General features: G+C 67.1%; 14 protein-coding genes. 10 read left to right on the top strand and 4 right to left on the bottom strand.

The window, feature by feature from the left end; all coding sequences use genetic code 11:
- Positions 1 to 49 precede the first annotated feature (49 nt).
- The 9 genes from ACREE8_RS22605 (at position 50) to ACREE8_RS22565 (ending at position 9,606) form a co-directional block, all read left to right on the top strand.
- Entirely contained in the window at positions 50 to 922 is an 873-nt protein-coding gene (locus ACREE8_RS22605) for an ABC transporter permease (RefSeq protein WP_431575278.1), read from the top strand.
- Positions 923 to 931: 9 nt separating this feature from the next.
- Positions 932 to 1,732, top strand: coding sequence for an ABC transporter permease (locus tag ACREE8_RS22600; protein WP_431575277.1), 801 nt, complete (start codon positions 932 to 934; stop codon positions 1,730 to 1,732).
- A 127-nt stretch (positions 1,733 to 1,859) separates the two neighbouring features.
- Positions 1,860 to 2,453, top strand: coding sequence for an amino acid synthesis family protein (locus tag ACREE8_RS22595; RefSeq protein WP_431575276.1), 594 nt, complete (start codon positions 1,860 to 1,862; stop codon positions 2,451 to 2,453).
- Complete coding sequence (locus ACREE8_RS22590; RefSeq protein WP_431575275.1) at positions 2,450 to 3,256, top strand: alpha/beta fold hydrolase; 807 nt, start codon at positions 2,450 to 2,452, stop codon at positions 3,254 to 3,256. Before ACREE8_RS22595 ends, ACREE8_RS22590 begins: the two co-directional genes overlap by 4 nt.
- Positions 3,257 to 3,272: 16 nt before the next feature.
- On the top strand, positions 3,273 to 4,757 hold the full coding sequence (locus tag ACREE8_RS22585; RefSeq protein WP_431575274.1) for an aldehyde dehydrogenase: 1,485 nt from the start codon (positions 3,273 to 3,275) through the stop codon (positions 4,755 to 4,757).
- 16 nt (positions 4,758 to 4,773) lie between these two features.
- Positions 4,774 to 5,874, top strand: a complete 1,101-nt coding sequence (locus tag ACREE8_RS22580) for an ABC transporter ATP-binding protein (protein ID WP_431575273.1) — start codon at positions 4,774 to 4,776, stop codon at positions 5,872 to 5,874.
- A gap of 46 nt (positions 5,875 to 5,920) precedes the next feature.
- Positions 5,921 to 7,087, top strand: a complete 1,167-nt coding sequence (locus ACREE8_RS22575) for an aromatic ring-hydroxylating oxygenase subunit alpha (RefSeq protein WP_431575272.1) — start codon at positions 5,921 to 5,923, stop codon at positions 7,085 to 7,087.
- Between the two features lie 327 nt (positions 7,088 to 7,414).
- Positions 7,415 to 8,965, top strand: a complete 1,551-nt coding sequence (locus tag ACREE8_RS22570; protein ID WP_431575271.1) for a helicase HerA-like domain-containing protein — start codon at positions 7,415 to 7,417, stop codon at positions 8,963 to 8,965.
- 20 nt (positions 8,966 to 8,985) lie between these two features.
- The gene (locus ACREE8_RS22565) at positions 8,986 to 9,606 is read left to right on the top strand and encodes a glutathione S-transferase family protein (RefSeq protein ID WP_431575270.1); all 621 of its coding nucleotides are present in this window, start codon (positions 8,986 to 8,988) and stop codon (positions 9,604 to 9,606) included.
- A 17-nt stretch (positions 9,607 to 9,623) separates the two neighbouring features.
- On the opposite strand, the gene ACREE8_RS22560 is transcribed toward ACREE8_RS22565, so the two are convergent.
- Genes ACREE8_RS22560 through ACREE8_RS22545 form a run of 4 tightly spaced genes read right to left on the bottom strand, consistent with a single transcriptional unit; the run spans position 9,624 to position 13,457 of the window.
- Positions 9,624 to 10,457, bottom strand: a complete 834-nt coding sequence (locus tag ACREE8_RS22560; RefSeq protein ID WP_431575269.1) for a sugar phosphate isomerase/epimerase family protein — start codon at positions 10,455 to 10,457, stop codon at positions 9,624 to 9,626.
- 26 nt (positions 10,458 to 10,483) lie between these two features.
- Positions 10,484 to 11,320, bottom strand: a complete 837-nt coding sequence (locus ACREE8_RS22555; protein ID WP_431575268.1) for a shikimate dehydrogenase family protein — start codon at positions 11,318 to 11,320, stop codon at positions 10,484 to 10,486.
- A gap of 14 nt (positions 11,321 to 11,334) precedes the next feature.
- A complete protein-coding gene (locus ACREE8_RS22550; protein WP_431575267.1) occupies positions 11,335 to 12,261 on the bottom strand; it encodes a DUF6807 family protein in 927 nt (308 codons plus the stop codon).
- 59 nt (positions 12,262 to 12,320) lie between these two features.
- A complete protein-coding gene (locus ACREE8_RS22545) occupies positions 12,321 to 13,457 on the bottom strand; it encodes a LacI family DNA-binding transcriptional regulator (RefSeq protein WP_431575266.1) in 1,137 nt (378 codons plus the stop codon).
- A gap of 114 nt (positions 13,458 to 13,571) precedes the next feature.
- Here ACREE8_RS22545 and ACREE8_RS22540 point away from each other — a divergent pair, with 114 nt between their 5' ends.
- Entirely contained in the window at positions 13,572 to 14,342 is a 771-nt protein-coding gene (locus tag ACREE8_RS22540; RefSeq protein ID WP_431575265.1) for a 3-ketoacyl-ACP reductase, read from the top strand.
- Positions 14,343 to 14,357 lie beyond the last annotated feature (15 nt).

Raw genomic sequence — 14,357 nt, 5'->3', positions numbered from 1 at the left:
TGGGACCGGCTGCCGCCTTCGGACTCGGACCGGAAAGCCTTACGCGGATATGCAACAGGGAGCCTCAGCCGAGCTGCTGACGGCGCGCGCGGGCGCCAGCCGCCGTCCATCGCGCCCCGGTGGACGCCATGCGCTGCCGGCCTTCTTCTTCCTGTTCTTCCTCTTCGTCGTCCCCCTCTCCGTCCTGCTGCTGCGCAGTGTCACCGACCCGGTGCCCGGACTCGGCAATTATGTCGAGCTCTTGACGGATGAGACCTACGCGCGCGTCCTCTTCAATACCTTCATGGTCGCGGGCATCGTCACGGTCGTCTCGCTTCTGCTGGGCTATCCGGTCGCCTGGCTGCTGGTGATCCTGCCCAGCCGCGTCTCGCGCTGGCTCTTCGCCATCCTGCTGCTCTCGATGTGGACCAACCTGGTCGCCCGCACCTATGCCTGGCTCGTGCTGCTGCAGCGCACCGGCGTGATCAACCGCGCGCTGATGGCGATCGGCGTGACCGACCATCCGATCCCGCTGGTCAACAATCTCATCGGCGTCACCATCGGCATGACCTACATCATGCTGCCCTTCGTGGTGTTTCCGCTGCAGACGCGCCTCGCGACGCTCGATCCCGCCATCATGCAGGTGGCCGCGATCTCGGGCGCCCGGCCCTCGCAGGTCTTCTTCCGCGTGCTGCTGCCGCTGTCGCTGCCGGGCATCTATGCCGGCGGCCTGATGGTCTTCGTCATGGCGCTGGGCTACTACGTCACGCCCGCGATGCTGGGCGGCACCTCCAACATGATGCTGGCCGAGCTGATCGGCGTGCAGGTCCAGACGCTGCTGAACTGGGGCCTCGGCAGCGCCGCCGCCTTCATCCTGCTGTCGGTGACCCTGGTGCTCTATGCGCTCTATGTGCGCTCGGTCGGCTTCGGCCAGTTGAAATAGGGCGCCGCCATGCTGCTTTCCCTCAACCGCATGGGCCCCGGGAGATTCGGTCTCTACGCGATCGGTCTCCTGGTCATGACCTTCCTGCTGCTGCCGATCCTCTTCATCGCAGCTCTTTCCTTCGGCGCCTCGCGCTGGCTGGCCTTTCCGCCGCCCGGCTGGACCCTGCAATGGTATCAGGAGCTCTTTGCCGATCCGCGCTGGATCGACGCCATCCTGCTCAGCATCCGGGTCGGGCTCGCCGTCATGGCGGCATCGATCGCGCTGGGCCTGCCCGCCTCCTTCGCGCTGGTCCGCGGCCGCTTCCGGGGCCGCGAGCTGCTGCGCGCCTTCTTCATCGGGCCGATGATCGTGCCCCTGATCATCCTCGCGATCGCGCTCTACGGGCTCTTCCTCCGCATCGGCCTCAGCGGAACCTTCATCGGCTTCGTCGCCGGCCATCTGGTGATCGCACTGCCCTTCTCGATCATCTGCATCAGCAACGCGCTCGAGAGCTTCGACGAATCGATCGAGAAGGCGGCGGTGATCTGCGGCGCCTCGCCGGCCCAGGCGATCTGGCGCATCACGCTGCCCTCGATCCGCATGGGGATCTTCGCCGGCGGGCTCTTCTCCTTCCTCGCCTCCTGGGACGAGGTGGTGGTCGGCATCTTCATGGCGAGCCCCGAGATGCAGACCTTGCCGGTGCGGATGTGGAACACGCTGCGCAACGACCTTTCGCCCGTCATCGCCGCCGTCTCGACCCTGCTGATCGGCCTCACCCTTTTGATCCTGGTCGCGGTGATGATCCTGCAGCGGAAGCGCGGCCGATGATCGATCCCGGCCTTTGCGCTTGGCGCGGTGACCCTACGATTGTATTATGGATACCATATTATGATAGATCCCGGGCCGGACGCCATCAGGCCCGGCTTCGGCCGTTTTCCAGAAGGAGATGACCGCCTTGTCCCACCGCGTTCGCAAGCTGGTCCGCTACAGCGAGGACATCCTGATCGAGGGCGGCAAGGAGGCCGCGAAGCCGGCGCGCATGGTGGCGGCGGCGGTCGTGCTGCAGAATCCCTGGGCCGGCCGCGGTTTCGTCGAGAATCTGCGCCCCGAGATCCTGGCGATCGCGCCCGGCCTGGCCGAGATGCTGGTGCGCGAGATCCTCGAGGCCTGCGGCGGGCCCGCCCATGTCGAGGCCTATGGCAAGGCGGCCGTGGTGGGGAGCAGCGGCGAGGTCGAGCATGCCTCGGCGCTGATCCACACCCTGCGCTTCGGCAACATCTTCCGCGAGGCCGTCGGCGGCAAATCCTATCTGAGCTTCACCAACAAGCGCGGCGGCCCCAGCTGCGCCATCGCCATCCCGATGATGCACAAGCTGGATGAAGGCCTGCGCTCGCATTACCTGACGGTGGAGTTCACCATCGGCGACGCGCCCGGCCCCGACGAGATCGTGGTGGCGCTGGGTGCGGCCACCGGCGGACGCGCCCATGCGCGCATCGGCAACCGCTATATCGACATGAAAGAAATGGCGGAAGAGGGCAAGGGCGCATGACGCTGCGCGAGGGCAGCCCGCGCGGTACCCGATTTCGCATTGTCGGTGAAGGCCCGCCGATCGTCCTGATCCACGGCGTGGGCGCCGATCTGGAGATGTGGACGCCGCTGGCGACCCATCTCGCGCGCCATCGCCGCGTCATCGCCTATGACATGCAGGGCCATGGCGAAAGCGAGAAGCCGGCGGGACCTTATGCGCTGGCGGATTTCGTCCGCCAGCTCCGCCGGCTGGCGGAGGATCTGGCGCTTCCTTCCTTCGATCTCCTGGGCTTCTCGATGGGCGGGCTCGTGGCCCAGGGTTTCGCGCTCGAGCATCCGGCGCTGGTGAACCGCCTGGTCCTGGTCAACACGGTCTATGATCGCAATCCCGAGGAACGCCGCGCCGTCATGGCGCGCGTCGCCGGCGCGAAGTCGGGGGAATATGCCTCGGGCGTCGAGGCCGCGATCGAACGCTGGTTCAGCCCCGCCTTCGTCCTCGCCCGGCCCCAGATGATCGAGCCCATCCGCCAGCGTATGATGACGAACGACCAGCCTGCCTATATCGCCGCCTATACCGTCTTTGCCACGGCCGACGCGGAACTCGCCCCTCAGGTCGACAAGATCCAGGCGCCGACCCTGGTGATCACGGGCATGGAGGATCGGCGCTCGACCGCGGACATGGCGGCCCGCCTGACCGCGCGGCTGCCCCGCGCCCGGTTGCAGTTGCTGCCGGGCCAGCGCCATATGACGCCGATCGAGGCCCCGGACCGCATGGCCGATATCATCCACGAGTTCCTGGACGCCCCAGCGCCGGGCGCCCGGTAGCAGGGATAACGAGAGCATGACCGAGATCGTCAAATACTCGATGTTCATCGACGGCAAATGGGTCGATGCGAAGGATGGCCGCCGGCTCACCAGCATCAATCCGGCGACCGGCGAGGTCTGGGCCTCGTTCCCGGAAGCGGGTGCCAGCGATGTCGACGACGCCGTCAGGGCCGCGCACCGCGCCATGACCGAGGGCCCCTGGGCCCGCATGACCGCCACCGAGCGCGGCAAGAAGCTGCGTCGGCTCGCGGACCTTCTGGCCGCGCAGGCCGATGCGCTGGCCAAGCTGGAAACGACCGACACCGGCAAGCTCATCCGCGAGACGCGCAGCCAGACGCGCTATACCGCCGAATATCTGAACTACTTCGCCGGCGCCGCCGACAAGCTCGAAGGCACCACGCTGCCGATCGACAAGCCCGACCTCTTCGTCATGACGGTGCGCGAGCCGATCGGCGTCGTGGCCGCCATCGTTCCCTGGAACTCGCAGCTGATGCTGACGGCGGTCAAGCTGGGGCCCGCGCTCGCGACCGGCAATGCGATCGTGATCAAGGCTTCGGAGCATGGCCCGGTGCCGCTCCTGGAGCTGGCGCGCCTCTGCGCCGAGGCCGAGATCCCGCCAGGCGTGGTCAATGTGATCACCGGTCTCGGCGATCCTTGCGGCCAGGCCCTGACGCGCCACCCGCTGGTGGCGCGCATCGCCTTCACCGGCGGCCCTTCGACCGCGCGCCACATCGTCCGCAACAGCGCGGAGAATTTCGGCGTGGTCTCGCTGGAGCTGGGCGGCAAGTCGCCGATCCTGGTCTTCGAGGACGCGGATCTCGACAGCGCCGTCAACAGCATCCTCGCCGGCAATTTCGGCGCCACGGGGCAGAGCTGCGTCGCCGGCAGCCGCGTCTATATCCAATCGGAGGTCTTCGACGAGGTCATCGGCCGCGTGGCGGACCGCGCCAAGCGCATCCGCGTCGGCAATCCGCTGGACGAGACCAGCGAGATGGGACCGCTGGCGACCGAGGCGCAGCGCACCAACATCGAGCGCGTGGTGGCGGCCTCGGTCAAGGAAGGCGCCACCCTGGTGACGGGCGGCGCGCGCCCGGCGGCCCATCCGCGCGGCTGGTTCTACGAACCGACCATCCTCACCTGCCCCGATCCGGACGTGCCCTCCGCGCGCCAGGAGCTGTTCGGGCCGGTCTTGAGCGCCTTCCGTTTCAAGGACGAGGCGGCAGCCATCGCGGCGGCCAACGACACCGAGTTCGGCCTGGCGGCCGGCATCTTCACCCGCAACAGCGGCCGTTCCTTGCGCGTCATGCGCCAGCTTCGTGCCGGCATCGTCTGGATCAACACCTATCGCGCGAGCTCGCCGCTCGCCCCCTTCGGCGGCTACAAATCGAGCGGCTCGGGCCGCGAGGCGGGCCAGGATTCGCTGCTCGACTACACACGGACCAAGACCGTGTGGATCGACACGGCGACCAAGCCGATGGGCGATCCCTTCATCATGCGATGAGCGGCCGCGGGACAGCATGATGACGGCGTCGGCCCCGGGAATCGTCAGCCTCCGCAACCTGGTCAAGCAGTTCGGCACGACCACGGCCGTGGACGGCATTTCGCTCGAGGTCGGCGAGGGCGAGTTCCTGACCTTCCTCGGCTCCTCGGGCTCGGGCAAGACCACGACCCTCTTCATCGTCGCCGGCTTCGAGGATGCGACCAGCGGCGATGTGCTGATCGACGGCCAGTCGGTGCTCGGCGTGCCGCCGCACAAGCGCAATATCGGCATGGTGTTCCAGCGCTACACGCTGTTTCCCCATCTCAATGTCTATGAGAATGTCGCCTTCCCCCTGTCGGTGCGCCATCGGCCGAAGGTGGAGATCCAGAAAGCGGTCGGCGACGTGCTGCGCCTGGTCCGCCTCGAGAGCTATGCGGAGCGCAAGCCCAGCCAGCTCTCGGGCGGGCAGCAACAGCGCGTGGCGCTCGCCCGCGCCCTCGTCTATCGCCCGCGCTTCCTCTTGATGGACGAGCCGCTGGCTGCGCTCGACAAGCGGCTGCGCGAGGAGATCCAGGGCGAGATCCGCCGCATCCATCAGGAAACCGGCGTGACCGTCCTCTATGTCACCCATGACCAGGAAGAGGCCTTGCGCCTCAGCGACCGCATCGCGGTCTTCAGCCATGGCCGCATCGAGCAGGTCGGCACCGGCCTCGATCTCTATCACGCGCCCAGCACCGCCTTCGTCGCCGGCTTCATCGGCAATTCGAACTTCATCGCCGGTACCGTCGAAGGAAATGGAAGCGACGGCACCGCGGTGCGGCTGCCCGATGGCGGCCTCTGGGTGGTCCGCAAGCCGCGGCCGGCGGGCACCGGCACCTCGGTCTCGCTCATGATCCGCCCCGAACGCGTGCGGCTTTGCGCCAGCGCGGCCGACACCGGCGAGGGCTGCGCCATCAAGGTCCGCGTCCGCGAGATCACCTTCCTCGGCGAGAGCCTGCATTACAGCGTGGTCACCGGCTGGGGCCAGACTCTGGCGATTCGCGAATCCTTCAGCGGCGCGCCGGTCGTACCGTTCGAGGTCGGCGCCGAGGCCTATGCGGCTTGGCGCCCAGCCGATCTCCATCTGTTTGCGTCCTAGAATCCGTCTGCGCCAGCGATCATCCGAGAGAGGGAGCACCGCTACCATGAACCCCGAAGCCCGGTCGATGTTCGATCCGAAGCTTTATGCCAAGGTGCTGCGCCCGCCTTTGCAGGCCGAGCCGCTCCCGGGCTGGTGCTACACCAGCGAGGAATTCTATCGCCGCGAGATCGAGCGGGTCTTCAGCAGGAACTGGATCTGCATCGGCCGCGAGGACACGCTACCGCGGGTCGGCGACTATCGCGCTTTCGAGTTCTGCGGCAAGAAGCTGATCCTGGTGCGCGCATCCGAAAACAAGATCAACCTCCTCGACAATGTCTGCCGCCACCGGGGCACGCTGCTGCTGACGGGCAGCGGTAATACCAACGTCATCCTCTGCCCGTTCCATCACTGGGGCTACGGCCTGGACGGCATGCTGCGCGGCGCGCCCGCGATGGAGCAGACCGAGGGCTTCCGCAAAAGCGATTACGGCCTGCAGGCCTATGAGGTCTCGCTCTGGAACGGATTCATCTTCGCGCGCCTGATTCCCGGCGGCCCCAGCCTCGAAGAGGCGATGGGCGACATGGACGGGCTCGTCGCCTCCTACAAGATGAGCGACATGACCTGCGCCCGGCAGAAGGTCTTCACCGTCGCCTGCAACTGGAAGCTCTTCATCGAAGTCTTCATGGAGGACTATCATCTGAAGGCGGTGCATAAGAGCTCGATCGCCGGCACCTATACGGCACCGGAGCCGCTGGAGCGCCTCAACGGCGATTTCGCCACCATCTTCAATCCGCATCAGGGCACCAGCGCGCTGCTCACGGGCGAGCAGCATCTGGCCTTGCCGCCGATCGAGGGGCTGGTCGGCAAGGCCGCCGCCGGCACGCGCTATCTCTTCTTCTATCCGAGCTTCGCCTATGCCTGCACCATCGACTGCATGTGGTTCTTCGAAATCTATCCCGAAGGTCCGTCGCGGACGCGCGTGGCGATGAACATGTGCTTCCCCCGCTCCACCGTGGCGCGGAAGGATTTCGCGGAGAAATTCGCCGCCTATGAGCAGCGCTGGGATGTCTCCATGAAGGAGGATCTCGTCGTGCTCGAGCTGCAGCAGCAGGGCCTGGAGACCGACCAGTATTCGCCCGGCCGCCTCTCCCATCTGGAGCCCGTCGTCGGCATGTTCGCCAACTGGCTGATCCGCCACGCCGTCGAGATGCCCCGGGACGCGAGATCGTGACGGGATCGCGTCGCTCTGGTTTTGAGCGTCGAGCGCGACTCATGATCGACGTCGTCGCTCTATCCTGATGCAACCCCTCCCCCTACCCCCTCCCACAAGGGGAGGGGGCGTGGTTTGTGTTTTCCAGCTCCGCTCCATTTCGAAAGCAAGGTGACTCTTATTTTCTAGCCCCCTCCCCTTGCGGGAGGGGGAGGGGTTCTGCTCGATCTCTCCAAATCCTCTCGATCACCGCTCTCCCCGCCGCTTGACACCGGCGAGAGCCCGAAGGGATAACGGGCTCTGGCTCGGCCCTCTCGCCGAGCCCCCACAGAGGCGCGAAGTGTCACCATGCCCGACAGTTCCGGCATTCTCGTCGCCAAGGGCGATGCGCCGCGCGAGTTGCTGCCGCGCTATGCCAACCGCCACGGCCTGATCACCGGCGCCACCGGCACCGGCAAGACCGTGACCCTGCAGGTCATCGCCGAGGGTCTGGCCGCGCGCGGCGTGCCGGTCTTCATGGCGGATGTGAAGGGCGATCTCGCGGGCTTGAGCCAGGCGGGCGCCATGAATCCGAAGCTCCAGGACCGCTTGACCAAGCTCGAGATTGCCGATCACGCCTTCCGCGCCTTTCCGGTCATCTTCTGGGATCTCTTCGGCGAGCAGGGCCATCCGGTGCGCGCCACCGTGTCGGACCTGGGCCCCCTGCTGCTGGGCCGCCTGCTCGATCTGAACGAGGTGCAAACCGGCGTCCTCAATCTCGTCTTCAAGGTCGCCGACGATCAGGGCCTGCTGCTGCTCGATCTCAAGGATCTGCAGGCGATGATGACCTTCGTCGCCAGCAACGCCAAGGAGCTGACGACGACCTACGGCAATGTCAGCGCGGCGACGGTCGGAACCATCCAGCGCGGCCTGCTGCAGCTCGAAAGCCAGGCCGGCGACAAGTTCTTCGGCGAGCCGGCTTTGGAGCTGGCCGACCTGATGCTGACCGACCCCAGCGGCACCGGCGCCATCAACATCCTGGCTGCCGACAAGTTGATGCAGACGCCGCGGCTCTACGCGACCTTCCTGCTATGGCTGTTGTCGGAGCTGTTCGAGAACCTGCCCGAGATGGGCGATCCCGAGATCCCGAAGCTGGTGTTCTTCTTCGACGAGGCGCATCTGCTCTTCAACGACGCGCCCAAGGCGCTCCTCGAGAAGGTCGAGCAGGTGGTGCGGCTGGTGCGCTCCAAAGGAGTCGGCGTCTTCTTCGTGACGCAGAATCCGCTCGATGTGCCGGATACGGTGCTGGGCCAGCTCGGCAACCGCGTCCAGCATGCCTTGCGCGCCTTCACCCCGCGCGACCAGAAGGCGGTCAAGGCGGCGGCCCAGACCTTCCGGCAGAATCCCAAGCTCGACACCGCGACCGTCATCATGGAGCTCGGCGTCGGCGAGGCGCTGATCTCCTTCCTCGAGGCCGGCGGCATTCCGGCAATGGTCGATCGCGCCTTCGTGCTGCCGCCCTGCTCGCGCCTCGGCGCGATCACGCCGGACGAGCGCCGGGCGATCATCGCCGCCAGTCCGGTCAAGGGCCATTACGAGCAGACGGTCGACCGCGCCTCCGCCTTCGAAACTTTGCGCGACCGCGCCCAGCCTGCGGCCGCACCCAGCGGCAGCTGGCGGCGGCCGGGCGATGTCAAAACCCGGACCCCGACATCGGGCCCGTGGGGCAATGCTCCCGCGCCATCGCCGGCACCAGCGCCGCAGCGGCAGGAAAAGAGCACGGTCGAGAAGATCATCCTCGGCGACGGCCGCCGCCAGGGTCTGGCCGAGGCGATGGCCAAATCCGCCGTGCGCCAGATCGGCAGCTCGCTCGGCCGTCAGATCCTGCGCGGCGTGCTGGGCTCGATCCTCAAGGGCTAGCCTGAAGGAGATTGTCCGCCATGGCCGACGAGCTCGTCTTCTACACAAACCCCATGTCGCGCGGCCGCATCGTCCGCTGGATGTTGGAAGAGGTCGGTCGGCCCTACCGCACGGAGATTCTCGACTACGGCACGACCATGAAGGCACCGGCCTATCTCGCCATCAATCCCATGGGCAAGGTCCCGGCGATCCGTCATGGCGACACCGTGGTGACAGAATGCGCCGCCATCTGCGCCTATCTCGCCGACGTCTTCCCTGAGGCACGACTGGCACCGCCGCCGGGCGATCTTGCGCGCGCTCCCTATTATCGGTGGATGTTCTTCGCAGCCGGTCCCGTCGAAGCGGCCGTGTCCAACAAGGCCCTGGGCTTCGAAGTGCCGCCGGAACGCGAACGAATGACGGGCTACGGTTCCTTCGCCAGGGTGATGTCGGCGCTGGAGCTGGCTGTTTCCGGTGGCAACTATATCGCCGGCGATCGTTTCACCGCCGCCGATGTCTATGTCGGCGCCCAGATCGGCTTTGGCCTCCGGTTCGGCACGGTCGAGAAGCGGCCGGCCTTCGAGCGCTATTGGGAACGGATCAGCCAGCGCCCGGCAGCGTTGCGCGCGAATGAGATCGACGACGCGCTGATGACGAAGTAGACCGGTCGCTTGCCCGCTCAGACCACGCGCTTGTGCCGCTCGACGCAGGTCTCGAGGACCTTGTCCATCGGCTCGCGCCACCAGCGCTCGGAGAAGATCTCGACCTCCGCATGGCCGCCATAGCCGGCGGCTTCCATCCAGCCGCGAATGAGCGCGATGTCGACGATGCCGTCGCCCATCATCCCGCGATCGGTCAGGAGGTGCGTGGTCGGGACCAGCCAGTCGCAGACATGGAAGGCCATCAGCCGCGCGGCACCCGCGCGCGCGATCTGCGTGGCCAGCTCCGGGTCCCACCAGCAGTGATAGACGTCGACGGCGACGCCGAGCCCCCGGTCGCGCGCCGGATCGAGGCGATCGCAGAGATCGAGCGCCTGGCGCAGCGTGTTGATGCAGCCGCGCTCGGCGGCATGCATCGGATGAAGCGGCTCGATGGCGAGCGGCATCTTCGCAGGCAACGCGAACTCCAGCAGATGCGCGATCTCCTCGGCGACCATGTCACGCGCGGCGGCGATGTCCTTGCTGGGCGCGCTGCCGGGCCGCGAGAATTGCGGCAGCCCGCCCACGACCAGCACGAGGCTGGGTGCCCCCAGCGTCACCGCCTCTTCCACCGCGCGGCGGTTGTCGTCCCGCGCCGACTGCCGGTGGGCCTTGTCCGCCACCATCATGCCGCCGCGGCAATAGCCGGAGAGATTCAATCCCGCATCGCGCAGGAGCTTTGCCGCGCGTTCGAGCCCGGCCTGATGGACCTGATGGCGCCAGGGACAGACCGCCGCGACCCGATGGCGCGCGCAAGCCTCGAAGATCGCCGGCAGATCGCCCTGCCGGTCGAGCGTGATGGTGTTAATCGACATCCAGCGATGATCGCGCGAGAAGTCCCTCATCGCCGTTGGCTCCGTTCTACCGCCCGCGCCACCGCGGTCTCACTCGCAGCGGCTGTCGTCAGGAACCGCCGGAACAGCTCGACCTGTCCCTGCACCATGGCGGTGCCGCCGATGAAGCGCTTGCGAAGCTTGCGCACATCGCGCTGCAGGCATGATGGCGAGTCTGCGATCACGATATCGACCACGGTCTCGCTACGCGCGACCGTCTCGGGAGCAAAGGGCGACGCATCGCCTTGCCGCATTCCCAATGTCGTCGCGTTCACCAGGATCTGGTAACCCTGCCCCTCGTCAGCGCAGGCGCTCAGCTCGCAACCCTTCGCGATCCGGCGCAGCCGCCGCAGGAAACCCGCCGCTTTCCCGGCTTCATTGTCCTCGATGGCGAGCGCCGCGGCCTGGGCGCCCACCACCCGCGCGGCGATCGCCTTGCCGGCGCCACCACATCCGGCGAGGAGAACATGTTTGCCAGCCAGCGATACTCCCGCCTCTGTCAGCGCCGCCTCGAATCCCAGCCCGTCGAAATTGGCGCCGATCCAGGCGCCCTCATCGAAGCGCACGCAATTGGCGGTGCCGACCAGCGCCACGAGCTTCGTGCGGCGGTCGAGATGATCGCAGATCGCGGTCTTGAGGGGCGTCGTCACCACCAGCCCGATGACGCCGCGATCCTGGCGCAGCGCCCGGACATGATCGCCCAGCGCCGCCGGGCCCAGCCGCTTCTTGACGACGCGCGGCGCCTCGCCGTCGCGCTGGAAGAGGCCGTTGAGCAGATCCGGCGTGCGAACATGGGCGATCGGCGTTCCGATCATCTCGATGCGCGGGCCGCCCGATCTGCGCATGGCGGCCGCTCCGGTCAGCGCAAGCCGGCGAGATAGGTTGCGTAATGCGCGGCGATCGCGTCGGGCGGCAGGTCGCCGTCATGCAGCAACACGCGATAGCGCAGCGACATCGTTTCGCCCTGCTTGATGTCGCGCTTCTCGAGACGGAAGGGGCCGACCGTGATGACGCCCCAATCGGCCACGAACCAGTAGGGATCGCGGTGATCGCGCGGATCGGGGAAGAGCGCCACGCCCGCCCAGTTTCCGCCGCCGACCGGACCGTTGTAATGCACCCAGCGCGCGCCGCTGCCGCTGACCGCCTCGCCGCCGCTGCCGCCGCGATCGTCCCGCACCCTTCCGCCGGAGGTGACGGCGATCGATTCGGAGACCCGCAGATTGAAATAGGCGTGGCGCGTCGGCCCCAGCGACAGATCCCATTCGGCGGCCGAAAGCCGCGATTCGACGTCGATGATGTAGGCACCCTCGATCATTTTCAGATCGAGCAGCCGCTGCTCGCGCGCCGCCAAGCGTCCCTCGGGCGCCGCCCATTCCACCGGCCCGCGCCATTCCATCGACTGGGTGATGCGATAGCCGCCGCCTGGCGTTTCCGCACCGCTGGCGCTGGTTTGCAGGATCCGGCCCGGTGCCCGTCCCTGGAAGGTCTCGTCGACATAGAAATTGTAGGTGTACTGCTCCTTGCGGCCTGCCGCGGCCGGCATCCAGCAATCGACATGGTCCGAGGCGATCCAGAAGGAGTTGTGATGCGGATGATCGGCCGGGCATTCCGACGTGACCGCGAAGCCCAGCGGCGTATAGACGGGGAAGAGGTAGGGCCGGTGACGGCCCTGAGTCAGGCTGAAGACCGGCTGGGACCCGCGCCGCAGCGTGCGCCGCTCGGTCTTGGCCCAGGCGCCCTTGGGGAGCGCGATCGGATCGTCAGCGAGGATGAAACGGTCGGCCATTTCCGGTCTCTCCGATGGTTTTGCGTATCATGCTCCAGGCCGACTCTGCAATCGATTGCTCAAACGGCCTTGCGACGGCTTCGGCCGGCGTTGTTCTTGCCGCTCCGCGCAGGCCTCTTTTTTCCCGCCGGCACATCCGACGCGGAACGCGCCGCGCGCGGCGGCGCCGTCGATTGGCGCAGAATGAGGCTGGTATCGAGCGGGTAATGCGCGGCATGGGGCTTGCCGTCGAGCCGCGCCATCAGATATTCCGCCGCGCGCTTGCCCATCTCGGCGGCCGGAACCCGGACGGTGGTGAGCGCCGGCCGCAGATGGGCCGCGAAATCCAGATCGTCGAAACCGGCGATCGAGAGCTGGCGCGGGATCGCGATCCCGCGCTCGTCGCATTCGATAACGGCGCCGAAAGCGAGGACGTCGCTGCCGCAGATCACGGCCGTTGGCTTGGGCGTGCCCTCGAGAAGACGGCGCAAACCGCCGCGCCCGCCTTCGATGCTGTAGGGCTCCTCGACGATCGCAGCGTCCTGAACCTCGACGCCATGGGCCGCCAGCGTCTCGACCACGCCGTCGATCCGGTCCTTCACGCGATCGTTGTTCTTGCGGAAGCCGACGATCAGGCCGAACTGCCGGTGACCGAGCTCATAGAGATATTGCGCGATTTGTGCCGATGCGGCGCGGTTATCGAAGCCGACCGAGGATTGGGCGCTCTTCGGCCGATAGGTGTAGGTGTTGATGAAGGGGATCTGCTTGGCGGCGAGCAGAGCCGTGAGCTCGGGCGCGTGGGTATGGCCGACCAGCACCAGCCCCTCGGCACCCCGCTCCACCAGCAGCCGGGCCTGGCGCCATTCGCGCTCGACCTCGAAATTCGAGGTGGTCACCAGCAGCGAATAGCCGTTCTCGCCGGCGGCGTTCTGCATGGTCTCGACGAGGCGCGCATAGATCGCGTGATCCAGGGTCGGGATGACGGCGCCGATGGTCCGGGTGCGGCGCGTGCGCAAGGCGCCGGCGGCGTTGTTGCGCAGATAGCCCAGCTCGGCGATCGCGGCATGGATGCGCGTCCGCACCTCCTCGTTCACCACCGCCGGCATGGTGAGGGCGCGCGACACGGTCGAGGTCGAGCAGCCGACGCGCCGCGCCACGTCGCTGAGGCGGATCGCGCCGGGATCCGGTTTCTGTCCGCGTTTCCTGGGCTTGGGCATGCCCTTGCTTAGCCATCGCCGCTTTCCCCCGTCAAGCTTGACAGTGCCGCCGGCTTTCTATGCAATCGATTGCAAAGGCCTCCGGACCGGAGGTCACCCTGAGGGGAATCGCCCTTGGACGGACGCAGAGTGGCCTTCATCACCGGTTCCCGGCGCGGCATCGGCCGCGCCTCGGCCTTCGCCCTGGCGGAAGCCGGATTCGATGTCGTTCTCAACGACCTGGAGCGGGATGCCGACGCCGAGACCACCCTGCGCGGCCTGGCCGACCGGGGGGTCCGCTCGCGCTTCCTCCTCGGCGATATCACCGAGATCGAGGGCCATGGCGGGCTGCTCGACGAGATCTATCGCGAGTTCGGGCGGCTGGATTGCCTGGTCAACAATGCCGGGATGATCGCGCAGCGCCGCGGCGACATCCTCGAGACCACGCCCGAGGAGCTGGACGGGCTCTGGCGGATCAATCTGCGCGGCACCTTCTTCCTGACCCAGGTGGTGGCGCGGCGCATGATCGCCGACAGCCCCGACCGTCCCGGCCGCTCCATCGTCACCATCACCTCGGCCAATGCCCTGATGGTGTCCCCGGAGAAGGCCGCCTATTGCATCTCCAAATCGGCCGCCTCCATGGCGGCCCAGCTTTTCGCCGTCCGGCTGGCCGAGCATGGGATCCCGGTCTTCGAGATCCGTCCCGGCCTGATCACGACCCAGATGTCGGGGCCAGTGCATGAGCGTTATAGCAAGATGATGGGGGAAGGACTGACCCCCATCCGGCGCTGGGGCACGACCGACGAGGTCGGCAAGGCGGTCGCCAGCCTCGCCACCGGCGCATTGCCCTACAGCATCGGCCAGGTGATCAATATCGATGGCGGATTGCTGACATTCCGTCTCTGATCCGAGGACCCGACG

The organism is Hypericibacter sp., from assembly GCF_050729195.1.
Classification (GTDB): Bacteria; Pseudomonadota; Alphaproteobacteria; order Dongiales; family Dongiaceae; genus Hypericibacter.
This window is presented reverse-complemented; position numbering and strand designations above follow the sequence as displayed.

What these genes read in the sequence shown, in the direction of transcription:
- ACREE8_RS22575 (WP_431575272.1), top strand. Translation starts at nt 5,921, where the DNA reads ATGAACCCCGAAGCCCGGTCGATGTTCGATCCGAAGCTTTATGCCAAG.
- ACREE8_RS22585 (WP_431575274.1), top strand. Translation starts at nt 3,273, where the DNA reads ATGACCGAGATCGTCAAATACTCGATGTTCATCGACGGCAAATGGGTC.
- ACREE8_RS22545 (WP_431575266.1), bottom strand. Translation starts at nt 13,457, where the DNA reads ATGCCCAAGCCCAGGAAACGCGGACAGAAACCGGATCCCGGCGCGATC.
- ACREE8_RS22605 (WP_431575278.1), top strand. Translation starts at nt 50, where the DNA reads ATGCAACAGGGAGCCTCAGCCGAGCTGCTGACGGCGCGCGCGGGCGCC.
- ACREE8_RS22590 (WP_431575275.1), top strand. Translation starts at nt 2,450, where the DNA reads ATGACGCTGCGCGAGGGCAGCCCGCGCGGTACCCGATTTCGCATTGTC.
- ACREE8_RS22555 (WP_431575268.1), bottom strand. Translation starts at nt 11,320, where the DNA reads ATGCGCAGATCGGGCGGCCCGCGCATCGAGATGATCGGAACGCCGATC.
- ACREE8_RS22600 (WP_431575277.1), top strand. Translation starts at nt 932, where the DNA reads ATGCTGCTTTCCCTCAACCGCATGGGCCCCGGGAGATTCGGTCTCTAC.
- ACREE8_RS22550 (WP_431575267.1), bottom strand. Translation starts at nt 12,261, where the DNA reads ATGGCCGACCGTTTCATCCTCGCTGACGATCCGATCGCGCTCCCCAAG.
- ACREE8_RS22565 (WP_431575270.1), top strand. Translation starts at nt 8,986, where the DNA reads ATGGCCGACGAGCTCGTCTTCTACACAAACCCCATGTCGCGCGGCCGC.
- ACREE8_RS22560 (WP_431575269.1), bottom strand. Translation starts at nt 10,457, where the DNA reads ATGTCGATTAACACCATCACGCTCGACCGGCAGGGCGATCTGCCGGCG.
- ACREE8_RS22570 (WP_431575271.1), top strand. Translation starts at nt 7,415, where the DNA reads ATGCCCGACAGTTCCGGCATTCTCGTCGCCAAGGGCGATGCGCCGCGC.
- ACREE8_RS22580 (WP_431575273.1), top strand. Translation starts at nt 4,774, where the DNA reads ATGATGACGGCGTCGGCCCCGGGAATCGTCAGCCTCCGCAACCTGGTC.